This is a genomic window from Mesorhizobium sp. P160219 (genome assembly GCF_057786095.1).
In genome coordinates this window covers 2,379,391-2,394,887 of sequence record NZ_JBYNWG010000001.1, presented here as the reverse complement: position 1 = coordinate 2,394,887, position 15,497 = coordinate 2,379,391, and the positions used below count along the sequence as shown (strand labels likewise).

Genomic DNA, 15,497 nt, shown 5'->3' with positions numbered 1-15,497 from the left:
CAGAACCACCCACTAACATGATGCTTCGCGAAACTCAATCCTATATCCTATACGATTTTATGGGGATATCGCATGATCATGACCTGCAGCGCCGAGGTCGGCCTCTGGCACGAAGCCAAGCCTGTCGGCTTCCAATCCGTCTTCGCAGGATCTTGTGCATGAGCTTGTTTGCAGCGGCGCGCCTGCCGAGCGAGATTCTGTTTGGCAAAGGCCAGCGCCATGTCCTGCCTGCCATTGCCACCAAATATGGGCGGCGTGCGTTCGTCTGTACCGATGAGCGCTTCGCGGCGACGTCGCAGTTCGCCGAGATTCTGGCTGGCTTGCACAACGCGGCGATCGAGGCGCTGGTCTTCGACCGAACGCTGCCGGATGTGCCGCGCGACAGCGTCGCCACCTGCATTGCGCAGGCGAAGGGTTTCAAGCCCGACATGGTGATCGGAATCGGGGGCGGCAGCTGCCTCGACATGGCCAAATGCGCTGCACTTCTGCTCAGCCATGGCGGCAAGCTCGAGGACTACTATGGCGAGTTCAAGGTACCCGGCCCTACCCTTCCGGTAATCGCAGTGCCGACGACGGCTGGAACAGGCTCCGAGGTGACCCCCGTCGCCGTGATCTCCGACCCAGATCGGACGCTGAAAGTGGGTATCGCCAGTCCGCATCTCATCGCGGCAGTGGCGCTTTGCGATCCGGATCTGACGGTGACCTGTCCACCGTCCTTGACGGCGATCGCCGGCGCCGACGCGCTGACGCACGCAATCGAGGCCTTCACAGCGGCCAAACGCGGCGCGGACCCTCATTTGCCGCAACAGCACGTGTTCATCGGCAAGAGCGCTCTGACCGACCATTTCGCGCTTTTGGCCATCAGGCTGCTCGGCCGCAGTCTGGAAAAGGCATATCGCGACGGATCGGACGAGGATGCGCGCGCCGACGTCATGATGGGAGCGCTGGCCGCCGGTTGCGCCTTCGGTACGGCGGGAACGGCCGCCGCCCATGCGGTGCAGTATCCCGTTGGCGCGCTTACCCACACCCCGCATGGCCTGGGAGTGGCCACCATGCTGCCCTATGTGATGACCTACAATCTGGCCGCAGCAGCCGCGGAGATTGCGGAAGTCGGCACTGCTCTTGGCCTTTCCCTTCAGGGCGGCGGCGCCGATGCCTTGGCGCACGCCACCATCCGGGAGGTGAGCCGGCTGTTTGGCGCCATCGGCATCACCCCGACATTGGCCGAACTGGGTCTTCCCGAAGACAAGATCGACTGGACGGCCGAGCAGGCGCTCGGCATCGACCGATTGATCAAGAACAATCCGCGTCCGTTCGACCGCACCGCGATGCGACGGCTGGTCAGGGCTGCCTATGACGGCGACATGTCCGCCACCATGATGTGATCGACCAGGAGTTCATCCAATGAACATTGCCGCAGGCATATCCGACGAGGATCAAGATATGTTCGACTACGCCACGGTCTCGCACGGTCTCTACATTGGCGGACGCTGGCGGCCCTCATCGGAGGGCCGCGTGATCGAAGTGGTCGATCCCTCGACTGAAGCCGTGATCGCTGCGGTTCCCGATGCAACGCTCACTGATGCCGCCGCCGCCGTCGACGCTGCCGCGAAGGCGGCGGCCGGCTGGCGCGAGACCCCGCCACGCAGGCGATCGGAAATCCTGCGGCGCTGCTTCGAACTGATGACCGAACGGATGGAGACGTTGGCTGCGCTGATCTCGCTGGAGAACGGCAAGGCGCTGCGCGATGCGCGCGGTGAAGTCGCCTACGCCGCTGAGTTTTTCCGCTGGAACGCCGAGGAGGCGGTCCGCATCAGCGGCGAGTTCGGCCTTGCACCCTCGGGCGCGAACCGGATCATTGTCGACTACCAGCCCATCGGCATTTGCGTGCTCATCACGCCATGGAATTTCCCAGCCGCCATGGCGACACGTAAAATCGCTCCGGCGCTGGCGGCCGGCTGTACGGTGGTCCTGAAGCCCGCCAGCGAGACACCGCTGACGGCCTATGCGCTTGCGGCGCTCTACGAGGAAGCCGGCGTGCCGCCCGGCGTCGTCAACGTCCTGACGACCTCGACCCCCGGACCGGTGACGGCGGCCATGCTGGCCGATCCGCGCGTGCGAAAGCTGTCCTTCACCGGCTCGACCGGCGTCGGCCGCGTGCTGCTGGCCGAAGCCGCAAAGCACGTCATTTCCTGTTCCATGGAGCTTGGCGGCAACGCACCCTTCATCGTCTTCGACGACGCCGACCTGGAAGCAGCCCTCGACGGTGCGATGGTTGCCAAGATGCGCAACGCCGGCGAAGCCTGCACGGCCGCCAACCGGCTTTACGTCCAGGCCGGCATCCATGATGCTTTCGCGGAAGGCTTGACCAAACGCATGGCGGCACTCAACCTGGGCCCGGGCACAGACTCAGACACAGAATGCGGGCCGATGATCACCAGGAAGGCTGTGCACAAGATCGACCGGCTTGTGCAGGACGCCGTTGCCCGCGGCGCCAAAATCCTGTGTGGCGGCGGCGTATCTGAAGGCAGAGGCTTTTTCTATCCGCCAACGGTGCTCAAGGACGTGCCGGCCGACGTTGCCATGGCTCACGAGGAGATCTTCGGTCCCGTGGCGCCGATCAGTCGCTTCGAAAGCGAGGCGGATGTCATCTCCAAAGCCAATGACACCGAATACGGTCTCGCTGCCTACATCTATACGCGCGACCTGGGCCGGGGGATGCGCGTGGCATCGAAGATCGAGTCCGGCATGATCGCGCTCAACCGCGGCCTGATGTCGGATCCGGCGGCGCCTTTCGGAGGTGTCAAGCAGAGCGGGCTAGGCCGCGAAGGCGGTCAGAAGCACGGCGTTGCCGAGTTCATGGAGGCCAAGTACATCGCCGTGACCCTGTGAGCGGACATCACGCCAAAGATCCGTTTCGCATTCGCGATCATGTGGTCGAGTTCGATGACATCGTCGCCGAGATCGTTCGCAGAAGCGAGGAGACCAGGGCGAATGTTCCCATGGTCGCCGATGTCGCCTACGGGGCTGACGCCACCGAAACCGTGGATCTGTTCTTTCCCGAGGGCAAACGGGACCGCCTGCCGGTGCACATGTTCATCCACGGGGGCTATTGGCGCATGTTCTCCAAGCGCGACTATTCCTACGTCGCCGAGACCGTTACGAACGCAGGTGCGATCGCGGTCATTGTCGACTACGCGCTGATGCCGACCGTCAGGATGGCCAGGATCGTCGACCAGGTGCGCCGCGCCAAGCGATGGGTATTTGACAATGTCGCACACCATGGCGGCAATCCCGGCCTGCTGACCGTTAGCGGTCATTCCGCCGGTGCGCATCTGGCAACAATGCTTTTCGACGGTGACGAGCGGCCTTCCGGCATCAAAGCTGCGCTGCTGCTTGGCGGCCTTTACGACCTGAAGCCATTGCAGATGTCGTTCCTTGCCGCCGAGATCGCGATCACCGACGAGGAGGCCCGCCGATTCTCGCCGATCGACCACAGTTTCGATCCATCCGTGGGCGTAGATATCTCGGTCGGCGCCAATGAAACGCCGCCGTTCCACAGCCAGGCCGCACTCTTCACGGACCACCTTGACACACAGGGACTGACTGTTTCGCGCACCAACCTTGGTGGGGCCAATCACATGAGCAGCGTCCGTGACCTTGGCTTGGCTGGTACCGAGGCCGCGTCACTGCTGGCCCGCGTCGTGGCCGCCTGAGACTTCCGCCAGAAGCGCTACTGGGCGCGACCGTTCTTCGCAGTAGCGTCGCAGCATCGAGGTGCCGACTGCGGTGGCGAATCTTCCGCCACCGGTCCCCATACCGTAAGCCCGCCGGCGATGTCGACGTCGACATGCTTTCCAGCGTGATTGAGCTTGATAACCGATGTCGGCGATCGCCGTCATGCAGGCAGCCCAGTTGAGTTCTCAATGCTGACCGGCCAAAGACGCCCCTCAGGGAGCGGGAGCCGGCGTTCCGCATCACCGGCCCGCAACATTCAGAATATGATAGCCCGCGGCACCCCGGAGAAGGGAATCTGCGCTCTCACACCAGCATCGACTGCTGGGCGAAGATGCCCGCCATCGCGCCGTGCGATATTGCCAGGGTGACCGATGGCGGCGTGAGGGGGTTGGCGAGGTCGCCCGCGGCGTAGATGCCGGGCATGCTGGTTTCGCGGCGCTCGTCGACCTTGAGGATTACGCCGAGGGGCGTATCGACCGTGGCGAGGCCCAGTGATTCATGCAGGCTTGCGGACGGCTTGTTGCGCGGATGCGCGAACAGGATGTCGACCGCGACCTTGGGGCCGGTATCGAGCTTGACGGTGGCGTTATGCCCCCCGTGATGGGCGATCTCGCTGATCCGGCCGTCGACGACAGGTATGTTGCGGCGCGCCAGACCGGCCCGGATATCGGGCGGAATGTCGTGACCATCGGCAAAGACCGTCAACCTGTCGGTCCAATCGTGGAACAGCCTGACCTGATTCATCGACTGTGGGCCGGACCAGACGAGGCCCCAATGCTGGCCGGCGACTTCAAAGCCGTCGCAATAGGGGCAGGGCACGATGGACGTGCCCCAACCTTCGGCAAAGCCCGGAACATCAGGCATCTGGTCGGCGACGCCATAGCTCAGGATCAGGCGGCGCGCGCCGAGGCTTCCGCCATCGCCAGTGAGGACGGAGAAATCGTCGATGGCGCCGGACAGGCTGTCGGCCCGGGCATTGACCAGCTTGATCGTGGGATAGCGCGCCAGCTGCCGCCGCGCCTCGGCCAGGATGTCCAGCGGTGGCTTGTGATCGTGGCCGAGCAGGCCATGCGAGTGGCCGGCGAAGCGGTTGCGCGGCAGGCCGGTATCGAGAACGGTGACCTTACGGCGGGCACGGCCGAGTTGCAGGGCACCGGCGAGACCGGCAAAGCTGCCGCCGATGATGATGACGTCATCCATAATGGGCTCCGTGTTGTGGATGAGGGGCTGGTTGGACCTGGTTGAAACCTACCCATCGGCTTGCGCATTTCAGAAACTACATGGTATCGTAATCCAAGAATTAGGATACTGTCAAGGACTGGAATTGTCGTGACCGAAAATAGCCAGGGCCGGCGCGGCCGGCCCGCCAACGAGGCGCTTGGCCAAACGATACTCGACGCTGCGTCCGAACTCTTTGTGGAATTGGGTTTTCAAGCGACCACATTGGACAAGGTCGCCCAGCGGGCGAAGATATCCAAACTCAGCATCTATCGGCACTTCGAGAACAAGGAGGCGCTGTTCAGCGCGGCGATGGCGGCCGGCTGCCATCAGTTGTTTGCGCCACAGGCCCTTCTTGAAGGCGTCGGCGGTTCGGTCGAAGATCAGCTCATGGCGGTGGGATCGTCCCTGCTTCGCACGCTGTTGAGATCAGACGTCCGCAGTGTCGAAGCCATGGTCATGGCCGACCAGACGAATCCAAGGTCGTTAAGCAAGCTCCATTTCGAAGCCGGCCCCGCCCATGTCATCGCCCAAATCGAGGTCCTGTTGCGTCAGTTGCACGCGAAGGCGGTTCTGAACGTGCCCGATCCTCTCCGGTCCGCCCGCTTGTTTGCCGCGCTTTTCAAAGGATCCGATCTTTTGATTATCGCACGCTTCGATCAGGCGAGAGCGGCGGACGACAACGAAATCGAATCCTATTGCCGGTCGGCCGTCGCCATGTTCATCGCTGCGCACGGCTAGCACTCTGCCCTGCCCGCTAATCATTGTATTTCTGCGAAATACTCCGCTAGAGCCGCCGTCGCGATGGCGCCCATCCACCTCATGTCGATCGCGTCGGGGTCGGACTGCGCGCCCGCCGGTGAGCGGCATCTCCTACCTGCTCCGGTCACAGCGCTGCTTCGGCCGACCCTGTGCGGGCGAGGAAGAGAATGCCGGTTATGGCCCGCGAGAATCGAGCAGATGGGGTATCAGCCGCCGCGAAGGACACCTGCGGACGGAACCTTCTTTGGTACACTTGAGTACGTCCATTCGTGGCTCGGGCTCCAGCGGTTCGTGCCCCGACGCGCCTGGGAAGGCCGCTGGTGCCCGCGACAGATCCTTCCAAGGTGCAGGTCTGGAATGGCCCAAAAATTCTCTCGAGCTCCCGGAACATCGGTCCGCCCCTGTGGTTCGACAAGCAGCGGCACAGTCGATCCAACCAGGCATCGGCCCGCTTAGGACAGGCGCGAGGTCCCTACCCACAGATCTTGCGAAAATAGGAGCAAGCTATGCGAGCGTTGGTCTGGCACGGCAAGGAAGACATACGCTGCGATCAGGTTTCGGACCCGGGAATTGAGGATGAACGTGACGCGATCATCAAGGTGACGAGTTGTGCGATATGCGGCTCCGACCTTCACCTCTACCACAACTATGTGCCAGCCATGCTGCCCGGCGACATCATGGGCCACGAGATGATGGGAGAGGTCGTCGAGGTCGGCAAGGGCGTCAACGGCGCTCTGAAGGAGGGAGACCGCATCGTCGTGCCGTTCACCATAATCTGCGGTGAGTGCGACCAGTGCAAGCGACAGAACTTTTCGGTTTGCGAACGCACAAACCGCAAGAAGAATCTCGGTGACAAGGTGTTCGGGCACACCACCGCGGGTCTGTTCGGCTACACTCATTTGACCGGCGGCTATCCCGGGGGACAGGCGGAATACATGCGTGTGCCGTTCGCCGATGCCACGCACGTAAAGGTGCCTGACAGCCTTACCGACGAGCAGGTTCTCTTCCTCGGCGATATTTTTCCTACCGGATGGCAGGCGGCGGCACAGTGCGACATTGAGCCCAACGATACGGTTGCGGTGTGGGGCTGCGGCCCAGTCGGGCAGATGGCCATACGCAGCGCCCTGCTGCTCGGCGCGAAACAGGTGGTGGCGATCGATTGCCTGCCGGAACGGCTTTCCATGGCCGCGGCCGGCGGCGCCATCGCCATCAATTTCGCCGAGGAAAGTGTCGTCGAACGACTGCGGGAACTCACCGGCGGAAAGGGCCCGGAGAAGTGCATCGATTGCGTCGGCATGGAAAGCCACGTCTCGCTGGCCCAGCCCGATACCGTCTACGATCGCGCAAAGCAGTTGATGCTGATGGAAAATGATCGACCGCACGTTCTGCGTGAGATGATCTATGTCTGCCGGCCGGCCGGCGTGATCTCGATCCCCGGCGTCTACAGCGGGCTGGTCGACAAGATTCCGATGGGACAGGCAATGAACAAGGGGCTCACCTTCCGAATGGGGCAGACCCATGTCAACCGTTGGACCGAGGATCTGTTGCGCCGCATCGAAGATGGCCAGATCGACCCATCCTTCGTCATCACCCATACCGTGGGGCTCGAGCAGGGACCCGAGATGTACAAGGTGTTTCGCGACAAGCAGGACAGCTGCATCAAGGTTGTATTGAAACCGTAGGGAAATCGTCATGAACGTGATTGCCAAACTTACCAACATCACCCGATCGCCTGGCGATCCCAAAGTGCTGAAGACTGGGCAGAGTGCGGTCGGGGCATCCGATGGCCTTGCCCGCAAGCTCGGCTGGTTCAGCATCGCGCTTGGCGTCGCCGAGCTGGTTGGCGCCGAGCGGATTGCCGGCGCGCTCGGCATGCGCGGCAAGGAAGATCTGATCCGCGCTTATGGGGCGCGGGAAATAAGCAGCGGCATACTCTCGCTTTCAGTGGACAAGCAAGCTGGGCTGTGGAGCCGGGTGGCCGGCGACGGCCTGGATATCGCGACATTGCTGACAGCGTATCGGCCTGGCAACCCAAAGCGCGATAATGTAGGCCTTGCGCTTGCCATGGTCGCCGGCATCACATTGCTCGACATCATCGCTGCGAAAAGCGTGACCGCGCGCCACTCTCGGAGCGGGACCAAGCCACGCGACTACAGCGATCGAAGCGGCTTTCCCGGAGGCACTGCCGCAGCCCGCGACCGTGCCCGCTCGCAGCGCAGCCAGGAGGCCGGCGCAGCCTGATAGAGATTGCCGAACCCCTGGCGCCATGCGACCTGGACAGGTGGCATCTCGTCAGGCCCTAACGCCAGAGGTGGTAGCTCTCGGCGAGCCGAGTTTGCTGGAACAGAGTGGACCGTCGCGCGGCCGTTCTCGCCGTCTCCTGGGTCACCGCCGCGCATGGGTTGTGTGGCCGGTGCGTTAAAGGCACGAAGCAAGCAGCGATCCGACCGGCGTCGAGCCTTCCATGTCTCTTGCCTTGGCAAGGTTCCGGCGATCCTCAGGCCGAGCCGCGTTCGGGAAGCTCGGTCTCTTCCGCCACCCCTTTCCGCAGGTCTCGGCGCAAGCGTTCCGCTTCGTCGGAATTATTATCGTCGTCTGTCCGCTCGAGTTCGCGATCGATTGTCTCGCGCGACCCCTCTGCCGGATCCTGTTGCGGAGATGTGTTCGGGCCGGTTTCGATCTTGCCGTCGCCGGGAACGGTGCGGTCGCGAGACTTCGTCATCTTCAGCTTCCCTTTCATCTGTCATCTGCCTCGGCATCTCCGATGGCATGAATTTTGGCCGCTTCCTGCCGAACCGGATCGTCGACGCTTTGTTCCGGGAAAGCCCCCGCAGGTTCGTGCTGGTCGGCCCGGGGCATTGGTCGATGCCCATGCCGGGAAGCATCCTATGCCAACGAGGTCGGCGGCAGCCTCATCGATGTCGTTATCAACATGTGGGCTGTTTCGGCCCGGACACGCGAGCACGCCAGGCTCGCGGCGAGTTTTCGAACCGAAGCAGATGCGCAACGTAACAACTGGATGTATACGGAAAAGGCTGCCTCATCCACATCGCGCTTCGGGAGGGCCGGCGGCATGCTCGCCTGGGCGGTCCGGCAGCTGGTAGCGAACTGGTCATAGGCCTTTGCAAAGCCGCGTCGATGAAGCGGGTGCGGTAGCGCTGGTCGGTGTAGCGTCGAGGCATCTGTCAATCGGAGACAAGCGCGACCACTTTTGGGACTTCACTGTTTTTTCCACCGGGACTCGACATCTCACTATCATAGTTGATTGTGGCTGCCGGTGACCCTGCGTAATGGATAGCCATTCCAACTCTCCAACAGGAAAACGGTATGTTGTATCCGGGTCGGTTTTTGGGGCCAAGCGAGATTGAGATGCTCGCCCAGGTTTGTCACACGGTCTGCAAAGAGCGCGCCCTACCTCTTGCTTCGCAGAACGGAGAGCGCATAGCTGCGCATATACTCAGGCTGTTTATGAACGGCTTGATTGAGCAGAATGAACTGCTCGATGCCGAGAGGAACTGGGCTCTTCGGCTTGACCGTTCGGTCCAGCAGACGATGTCACCTACGCGCACATGAGAGGCCGCGGGACCCAGTTTGGTTCTTACAGCCGAACACCCGCCGCTATCTGAGATATGTTGCGGGGTTTTCTTCGCCGCGGAGTGATCCGACACAGTGCGGAAATCATGGCAATCCTGTTCGCAGTGATTCTATTGATACGCGTAATCGCAGTCGCATTCTTGGTCGTCGGAAAGCCGCCAGGGCCAGTTGGGAACAAACCTGACGTTTAAGCGTTTGTAGAGCCCTTCCACCGGGCAACTCACCGAAATGCTTCTTGCCGTGCATGATGCGATGTCGACGGCCGTTTTGGCGGGCAGGAGCGCCAATGCGGAAATAGTAGGCGTGGTCGACCTCACCAACAAAGCTGAGGTCGACATCGGCATCACCAGCTTGGGAAGAGCCATCCAGTTCGTGGCCAACGCCTCGGTGCTTGGATACGACATTCGCGGCGCCATGGTCTTCTATGGCGCGCCCGGTACCCCGAGCCTAAGGGCGAGAGAGTGCGAGCGCTTGTGGGCGCAGTTTGGCGGCGCGCTTCTACAGCCGTAGCTCTATCAGGACGTTCGCCCCGCCCGTTCTTGGTATGAACGCGTACGGAACTGAGGCGCTACCCAGCCGCAGCGGGAATGGCTCAGTGGTAGCTCTAGCTGGCGACCGCACTAAGCAGCTTTTCGGTGATGGGCTTTGAGCGGCTGAGCCAGCGTGAGAACGTTCGGCTGCATATCTGCCGGTGCCTGCTTTCATGTGACTGGGCGAGGCTATTGGGGAGCCGGGTTGACCACTGGCCCTTAGCCGAGGGAAGCACAGTACGGCAACCTCGCTCTTTGCTGGCTAACATCCTTCCGCTCTCAGGGACCGGACCATGCGCACAACAACAGGGTCATACGGTTTCTTTTCGGATTTCCGATAATTCATTGTGAAAAGCGCGGCACGCTGGTTGCAGACCATAATTGCACGGACGTAGCGAATCTCGCCATTCTTGACCCCGGAGTAGCTGGCCCATTTCGGGGCTAGGCGCCGATAGGTCAGTCGCCAACCGGCCTTTTCGTCCTCGATCATGCGATGTTCGATCTCGGCGCGAAAACTTGCTTTGCCCAGTCGCGCGCCCCAAACGACCAGAAACGCGTCTCTTGGGCCCTGAAAAGCCGCGCCCTGCTCCGAATTCTGGGTCAGGACGAAATTCGGAGGAATATCGAAACTAAAGCCAAGCTGTCGGACGCCGAAGGGCTGCCACGCCTCGGCCTGAAGCAACGTGGTCCAAAAGAGAAAAACTGTAAGTCCCAGCAGGAGGCGTCGCATTGCTCTGATTTAGCGCTGGCTAACATGGTGTCCAGACGGACAGAGGTCCGTGACATAAAAAATATGCATCATGGCCGCGCAGCATATGGACGCGGGATTCGCGATTGACGGCGTGCGGTCGAAACGGCTTCCGTCCCACGAAAGGAGAGGACGCAGAGGGAATTGGTGCGTCGGTATGATCGACTGGCAGAAAATTGGCGAGGCCGAATGTCCAACGTTCATTGCCCGCAAAAATGGGCGCCGGTTCCTCTTGTGCCTAGGGAAGAGGAGCCGAATTATTCCCTGGCGAAGACCCTGATCTACCTCAGACGGGGGCATGCCTCAGTAACTTCGCCGTGACCTGATCCCTTCGGGGAACAATCACATCGAGCTCCAGTTTGGCCTTCAAGCGAAAGCACTGATGGAGCATGCCATGAGATTTCCACACAGCACGACGGCCGCGGCCGCCGTTTTCATTGCCCTGACCTCCCCCGCACTCGCCCAGACAAGCGGAACACCATCACCCTCGAAACCTGCACCCGCTCCGGCAACCGAACCGCCGACCGCCGGACAGTTGCCGGATGCGACCGGACAAGCGGATGGACCAACACGCGAAATGATCCGCCAGATGGTTGAGCAAGCTGTCCGTGACCGACTGCAGCAGGATCGCGGTTCCGAAGAGGGTTTCCGCGAGGAAGATAGTCGCAACTATCAAGGCGATCGCAACGAGGATGCTGACCGCCACGATGAAGATGGCGACCGTTGGCAGAACCACGGTGACCGCGATCGTGGACACAGAATGGCTGGACGCTGGCATCATCAGATGATGCGCGGTGCCGGCATGCGACTGATGTTCGGGCTGTTGGACACCGATGGCGACGGATCGGTGTCCGAGGACGAGGTTCAACGCGCGGTGGGCAGGATGTTCAGTAGCGTTGACGAGAATGGTGATGGCAAGATCGATGTGAACGAGATCCAGTCCTTCATGCATGGCTCCAGCATGCATGGCACTGATAGCGAGGACACGCCGTAGCTGTCTTCAAAGGGAATGCCCTCCCTCGGACAAAGCGGGCGCGTGGCGGCCGATCCCGAAGCGGTGTCTCTTGGCTGTTAGGCGCCCGGCCAGCACCCTTTAGGCTTGAGCTATTCCCGCAGTCCCGCGAGACGCCAGCCGTGACAAAAAAGGCTTCGCATTGCTGATCGAGGAACGATCGAAGCCGACCAACGCAAGGTCACTCGGGCGCTCGGTCTTCCAGCAGAACGAAGGATGCGGCGATCAAGTCGTCGCCATTGATACGTCCTTGGCTGTCCTCCAACATAGTTGCAACCTTGTGGAAGGCCATCATTTCACCCGCGTCAATCTGCGCTTCACGCATCTTGGCTGTGAGATCAGCCACGCGATTTCCTAACGAATGTGATTTTGCAGTCTCGCAATTCGACATGATTAGTCATCCTTTGCCTTGGGGTTTCACGCTGCCGAACGCAATGCTTCAGCGGATGTTCCGAATTTGGCCATCAGTCTTATGGGATAGGACTTGCGTCTGATTGCGGTTGGAAGAAGCCCGAACGGCGGAACACGCAGCCGGACGCCGAATTGGAAACCCACCGTCGATCGAAGTCCCTTGTCGCCGGTTAAGATCCCGCCATCTTCACTGTCGAGAGGGTGGCGGGATCGCCTTCCGAGGAGCGAGCGCATATGAGGTAATAGATATTTGGCAGATGTACTCACGGCCATCCTGCTCGCTTCTTTTGTCTGCGCATGTTCATTCTTTTCGGGAAACCCCATCTCTCCAACAACACGCAACAACCGCGTTGCTACCCACGATTGATGCGATGACAACTGCATCAACAAAGCAAAGCCTCTTCGCCTAAGGTGCGATTGCCGCGGGCTTTTTCGACTTGAAGGTCGTCCAACGCGCCCGGTGGTCAGGCCATGGCGTTCAGCGGGAGCCAGGTAGACTCATCGCGAAAATCCCGCAGCGAGGCATGTCGCAAGTCCTCCTCGCCGCGTGCGGATACTGGAATCCGCCTGGCTCGTTGTGACAGGCATGCGAAGATGAGTGTCGGCGCATGGACGCGGAAAAACCCGCCAGCGTGAGCCAGCGGGCCTTGTGATGGGATGGCCCGCGCGTGCGGTCAAGGCTGCGCGGGCCGACCATGATGAATGAGGGGACATCTTGGTCACCGGCACGACCGATGAAGAACGAGCCGGGTGTGACAAAACACCCTTGGAGCGAGGATGTTCCCGTCCGCACAAAAAAGCCCGCCGGCGTGAGCCGGCGGGCAGCCGCTATTTTGCCGTCAAGCGGACAGACCGCTTGCGGCCCACCCACTGCAGCATTTTCCACTTTGAGCCGGAATCATTCTCAACTATGGTTCGCCAGGCTTAAGGCATGGGGGATTGCCGATGGTTTTATCACGCAGGGGTGTCGTGCTCGGCGGTCTGGCGCTGGTCGCGGTCGGTGGAACCAGCAATATTGTTCAAGCCGCGGGGGCAAAATCCTTTTTCGCCGGTACCGCCAGCGATAACGATTTCGTCTATCGCAAGACCAACTTCGCCAAGATCGACAAGAGATGGCATCGCCAGATCGTCAAGTATTTCAGCAGCGAGCCGGTCGGCACCGTCGTGGTCGATACCCGCCACCACTTCCTCTACCTCATCATGGAAAACAAGACTGCCATCCGCTACGGCGTCGGCGTCGGCAAGGAAGGCTTCAAATGGTACGGCCGCGCGACGATCGATCGCCGCGCGCTGTGGCCGCAATGGGTCCCGCCCCCCGAAATGCGTGAGCGCAAACCGGACCTGCCGCCCATGATCGCAGGCGGCGCGTCCAACAATCCGCTCGGGCCGCGCGCGCTCTATCTGTACCGCGACGGCGCCGACATCGGCTACCGCCTGCATGGCACGCTGGAGCCATGGAGCATCGGCACCGACGCTTCCAGCGGCTGCATCCGCATGTTCCCCGAAGACATCATCGACCTCTACCAGCGGTGCCCGATCGGCACCGCGGTGGAGGTCCTGCCGCACATCGCCGACCAGGCGCCCGCTTCCACCACTGTCGAATGATTGGCGCATCATGAACCGCATGATTGAAAACACGCGCCGGCTGCTCGCCGCCGGCCTGCTGGTTGTGGCCACATCCTGCTCGACCAGCAACACGCTGGCCCCGTCGACGCCCGACGTCACCAACGCCGAGATTGCCGGCTTCCAGAACGTGCAGCCGGGCAGCGAGGAGGATTTTATCCTCAATGTCGGCCGCCGCACCTACTTCACGAAAGGTTCGGCCGCGCTCGATTCTGTCGCCAAGGCCACCCTCGACACCCAGATCGCCTGGTTGACAAAGCATCCGCGCTGGCTGCTCAAGCTGCAGGGTTTCGCCGACGATCCCGGCGCAAGCGAAACGGCGCTGTCACAGCAGCGCGCCGATGCGGTGATGGACTACCTCGCCGCCGGCGGCATAGACCGGAACCGCATGTGGGCCAAGGGCTACGGCAAGGACAGGCTGGTCCGCGACTGCCCCGACTCCGCCTGCAGGTCGCAGAACCGCCGCGTTGTGTCTAATTTGCGCGATGAGAGGGACGAGTCGTAGAGGCTGCTGTTTTGCTGGTCGCCAAATCAGTCTCACAACGCGACGGCGGCATGGCTGCAATGCGCCTATCGGGGACATTCACCCAGCGTTTGCCCCTCCCCGAAAGCTGACGCTCCGGTTGAACCCGGAGTGAAGTCAGCTTCCCGTCTACCAACCTCCGGTTCAGGGTCTGGTGGGAGGCTTCGGCATCCGCCTCGACCAGTTTGCGGACGTGGCGGTTGTCCGCGATCCTGATCGCGCATGAGCCTCGCCACATGTCGGTGTGCTACCGGGAGTGGGCGCCGTGGAGCTGGCAGGTACGCTCGCTCAAAGCATCGGCCGTCCACCGGTGACCTCGTAGAGTGCGCCGGTGGTGTAGCTCGATCCTTCCGAGGCAAGCAGCACATAGGTCGCTGCAAGCTCTGCCGGTTGCCCGGGACGCTTGAGCGGTGTGTTCTTCCCGAACTCCTTGACCTTCTCAGAGGGCATTGTCGACGGGATCAGCGGCGTCCAAATCGGCCCGGGAGCGACCGCGTTTACCCGAATGCCGCGTTCAGCTACCAGTCCTGCAAGTCCGGCGGTGAAGTTGGCGATCGCTCCTTTGGTAGTGGCGTAGGCAAGCAGTGCCGGCGAGGGACTGGTCGCGTTGATTGAGGATGTGTTGATGATGGTCGAGCCGGGTTCCATGTGCTTCACTGCTTCCTGGGACAGATAGAACATCGCATAGACATTGGTGCGAAAGGTGAGATCCCATTCCTCCGCGCTGATGTCCTCCAGCTTCTCGAACGACGCCTGGTGGGCTGCATTGTTGACGAGGATGTCCAGGCGCCCGCATTCATCGATAGCTCGCTGCACAAGCGACCGCGCGAAGATTTCGTCCGAGATGTCGCCGCGTGCGAGCACCGCCTTGCGCCCCGCTTCCTCGACCAAGCGCGCCGTCTCCTGCGCATCTTCGTCCTCTTCAAGATAGGAGATCATGACGTCGGCGCCTTCGCGTGCAAACGCGATAGCCACCGCCCGGCCGATGCCCGAGTCCGCGCCGGTGATCAGCGCGACGCGGTCCATCAGCTTACCGCTGCCGCGATAGCTCTCCTCTCCGTGGTCGGGCCGTGGATCCATCTCGTCGGTGTAGCCGGGCATGTCCTGCTGCTGTTCGGGAAGCGGCGGCCGAGGATATTTCTGCTGGGCATCCTGCATGTCAGCTCCTTTTTTGGCTGGAGTTGCGGTTGTGTCGATCCGGTTCCGTGATCGGTCCCTTGGCGGCTTTCGAGCCACCGCCCCATTCCTCGGCCTTGCACGCTTGGTCGCCGCCCATGAGGTCCGGCGAACTGCGATTTGCGGTGCCGCTGTCGGTCTTGTTCAACTCGTGCTCCTTCT

At 61.6% G+C, this 15,497-nt stretch carries 16 protein-coding genes; 10 read left to right on the top strand and 6 right to left on the bottom strand.

Annotated features, from left to right (window positions below; translation table 11 throughout):
* Positions 1-158 precede the first annotated feature (158 nt).
* The 3 genes from AC3EMP_RS11530 to AC3EMP_RS11520 all read left to right on the top strand — a co-directional run bounded on the left by AC3EMP_RS11530 (position 159) and on the right by AC3EMP_RS11520 (position 3,716).
* Positions 159-1,385: an iron-containing alcohol dehydrogenase gene (locus AC3EMP_RS11530; RefSeq protein ID WP_023710075.1), complete on the top strand. Its 1,227-nt coding sequence runs from the start codon at positions 159-161 to the stop codon at positions 1,383-1,385.
* A gap of 58 nt (positions 1,386-1,443) precedes the next feature.
* Positions 1,444-2,892, top strand: coding sequence for an NAD-dependent succinate-semialdehyde dehydrogenase (locus tag AC3EMP_RS11525; RefSeq protein WP_245263947.1), 1,449 nt, complete (start codon positions 1,444-1,446; stop codon positions 2,890-2,892).
* Between the two features lie 110 nt (positions 2,893-3,002).
* Positions 3,003-3,716 carry an alpha/beta hydrolase gene (locus AC3EMP_RS11520; RefSeq protein WP_352712817.1) on the top strand — a complete coding sequence of 238 codons (714 nt, stop codon included), beginning with the start codon at positions 3,003-3,005 and terminating at the stop codon, positions 3,714-3,716.
* Positions 3,717-4,041: 325 nt separating this feature from the next.
* Here AC3EMP_RS11520 and AC3EMP_RS11515 read toward each other — a convergent pair whose 3' ends face one another.
* Entirely contained in the window at positions 4,042-4,938 is an 897-nt protein-coding gene (locus AC3EMP_RS11515; RefSeq protein ID WP_023667777.1) for an NAD(P)/FAD-dependent oxidoreductase, read from the bottom strand.
* Positions 4,939-5,067: 129 nt separating this feature from the next.
* Between AC3EMP_RS11515 and AC3EMP_RS11510 the strand changes: the two genes are divergently transcribed.
* The 3 genes from AC3EMP_RS11510 to AC3EMP_RS11500 all read left to right on the top strand — a co-directional run bounded on the left by AC3EMP_RS11510 (position 5,068) and on the right by AC3EMP_RS11500 (position 7,959).
* Entirely contained in the window at positions 5,068-5,697 is a 630-nt protein-coding gene (locus AC3EMP_RS11510; RefSeq protein ID WP_023667776.1) for a TetR/AcrR family transcriptional regulator, read from the top strand.
* 527 nt (positions 5,698-6,224) lie between these two features.
* A complete protein-coding gene (locus AC3EMP_RS11505; protein ID WP_023667775.1) occupies positions 6,225-7,400 on the top strand; it encodes a zinc-dependent alcohol dehydrogenase in 1,176 nt (391 codons plus the stop codon).
* A 10-nt stretch (positions 7,401-7,410) separates the two neighbouring features.
* Positions 7,411-7,959 carry a hypothetical protein gene (locus AC3EMP_RS11500; RefSeq protein WP_023667774.1) on the top strand — a complete coding sequence of 183 codons (549 nt, stop codon included), beginning with the start codon at positions 7,411-7,413 and terminating at the stop codon, positions 7,957-7,959.
* A 256-nt stretch (positions 7,960-8,215) separates the two neighbouring features.
* Here the strand turns inward: AC3EMP_RS11500 and AC3EMP_RS11495 are convergent, their stop codons facing one another.
* The gene (locus AC3EMP_RS11495) at positions 8,216-8,440 is read right to left on the bottom strand and encodes a hypothetical protein (protein ID WP_155922421.1); all 225 of its coding nucleotides are present in this window, start codon (positions 8,438-8,440) and stop codon (positions 8,216-8,218) included.
* 1,124 nt (positions 8,441-9,564) lie between these two features.
* Here AC3EMP_RS11495 and AC3EMP_RS11490 point away from each other — a divergent pair.
* Entirely contained in the window at positions 9,565-9,822 is a 258-nt protein-coding gene (locus AC3EMP_RS11490) for a hypothetical protein (protein WP_245260390.1), read from the top strand.
* A gap of 282 nt (positions 9,823-10,104) precedes the next feature.
* Here AC3EMP_RS11490 and AC3EMP_RS11485 read toward each other — a convergent pair whose 3' ends face one another.
* Positions 10,105-10,572, bottom strand: coding sequence for a hypothetical protein (locus tag AC3EMP_RS11485; protein WP_023667769.1), 468 nt, complete (start codon positions 10,570-10,572; stop codon positions 10,105-10,107).
* A gap of 400 nt (positions 10,573-10,972) precedes the next feature.
* On the opposite strand from AC3EMP_RS11485, the gene AC3EMP_RS11480 reads away from it, so the two are divergent.
* A complete protein-coding gene (locus AC3EMP_RS11480) occupies positions 10,973-11,584 on the top strand; it encodes an EF-hand domain-containing protein (RefSeq protein WP_245263685.1) in 612 nt (203 codons plus the stop codon).
* Between the two features lie 199 nt (positions 11,585-11,783).
* Here AC3EMP_RS11480 and AC3EMP_RS11475 read toward each other — a convergent pair whose 3' ends face one another.
* Positions 11,784-11,948, bottom strand: a complete 165-nt coding sequence (locus tag AC3EMP_RS11475; RefSeq protein WP_023667766.1) for a hypothetical protein — start codon at positions 11,946-11,948, stop codon at positions 11,784-11,786.
* Between the two features lie 1,010 nt (positions 11,949-12,958).
* Between AC3EMP_RS11475 and AC3EMP_RS11470 the strand changes: the two genes are divergently transcribed.
* Positions 12,959-13,618 (top strand): L,D-transpeptidase, encoded by a 660-nt coding sequence (locus tag AC3EMP_RS11470; protein ID WP_023682764.1) that lies wholly within the window; start codon positions 12,959-12,961, stop codon positions 13,616-13,618.
* Between the two features lie 10 nt (positions 13,619-13,628).
* Entirely contained in the window at positions 13,629-14,141 is a 513-nt protein-coding gene (locus AC3EMP_RS11465; RefSeq protein ID WP_023667764.1) for an OmpA family protein, read from the top strand.
* 306 nt (positions 14,142-14,447) lie between these two features.
* Here the strand turns inward: AC3EMP_RS11465 and AC3EMP_RS11460 are convergent, their stop codons facing one another.
* A complete protein-coding gene (locus AC3EMP_RS11460) occupies positions 14,448-15,260 on the bottom strand; it encodes an SDR family oxidoreductase (RefSeq protein WP_280790897.1) in 813 nt (270 codons plus the stop codon).
* A gap of 58 nt (positions 15,261-15,318) precedes the next feature.
* The gene (locus AC3EMP_RS11455; protein WP_023695159.1) at positions 15,319-15,483 is read right to left on the bottom strand and encodes a hypothetical protein; all 165 of its coding nucleotides are present in this window, start codon (positions 15,481-15,483) and stop codon (positions 15,319-15,321) included.
* Positions 15,484-15,497: the final 14 nt, after the last annotated feature.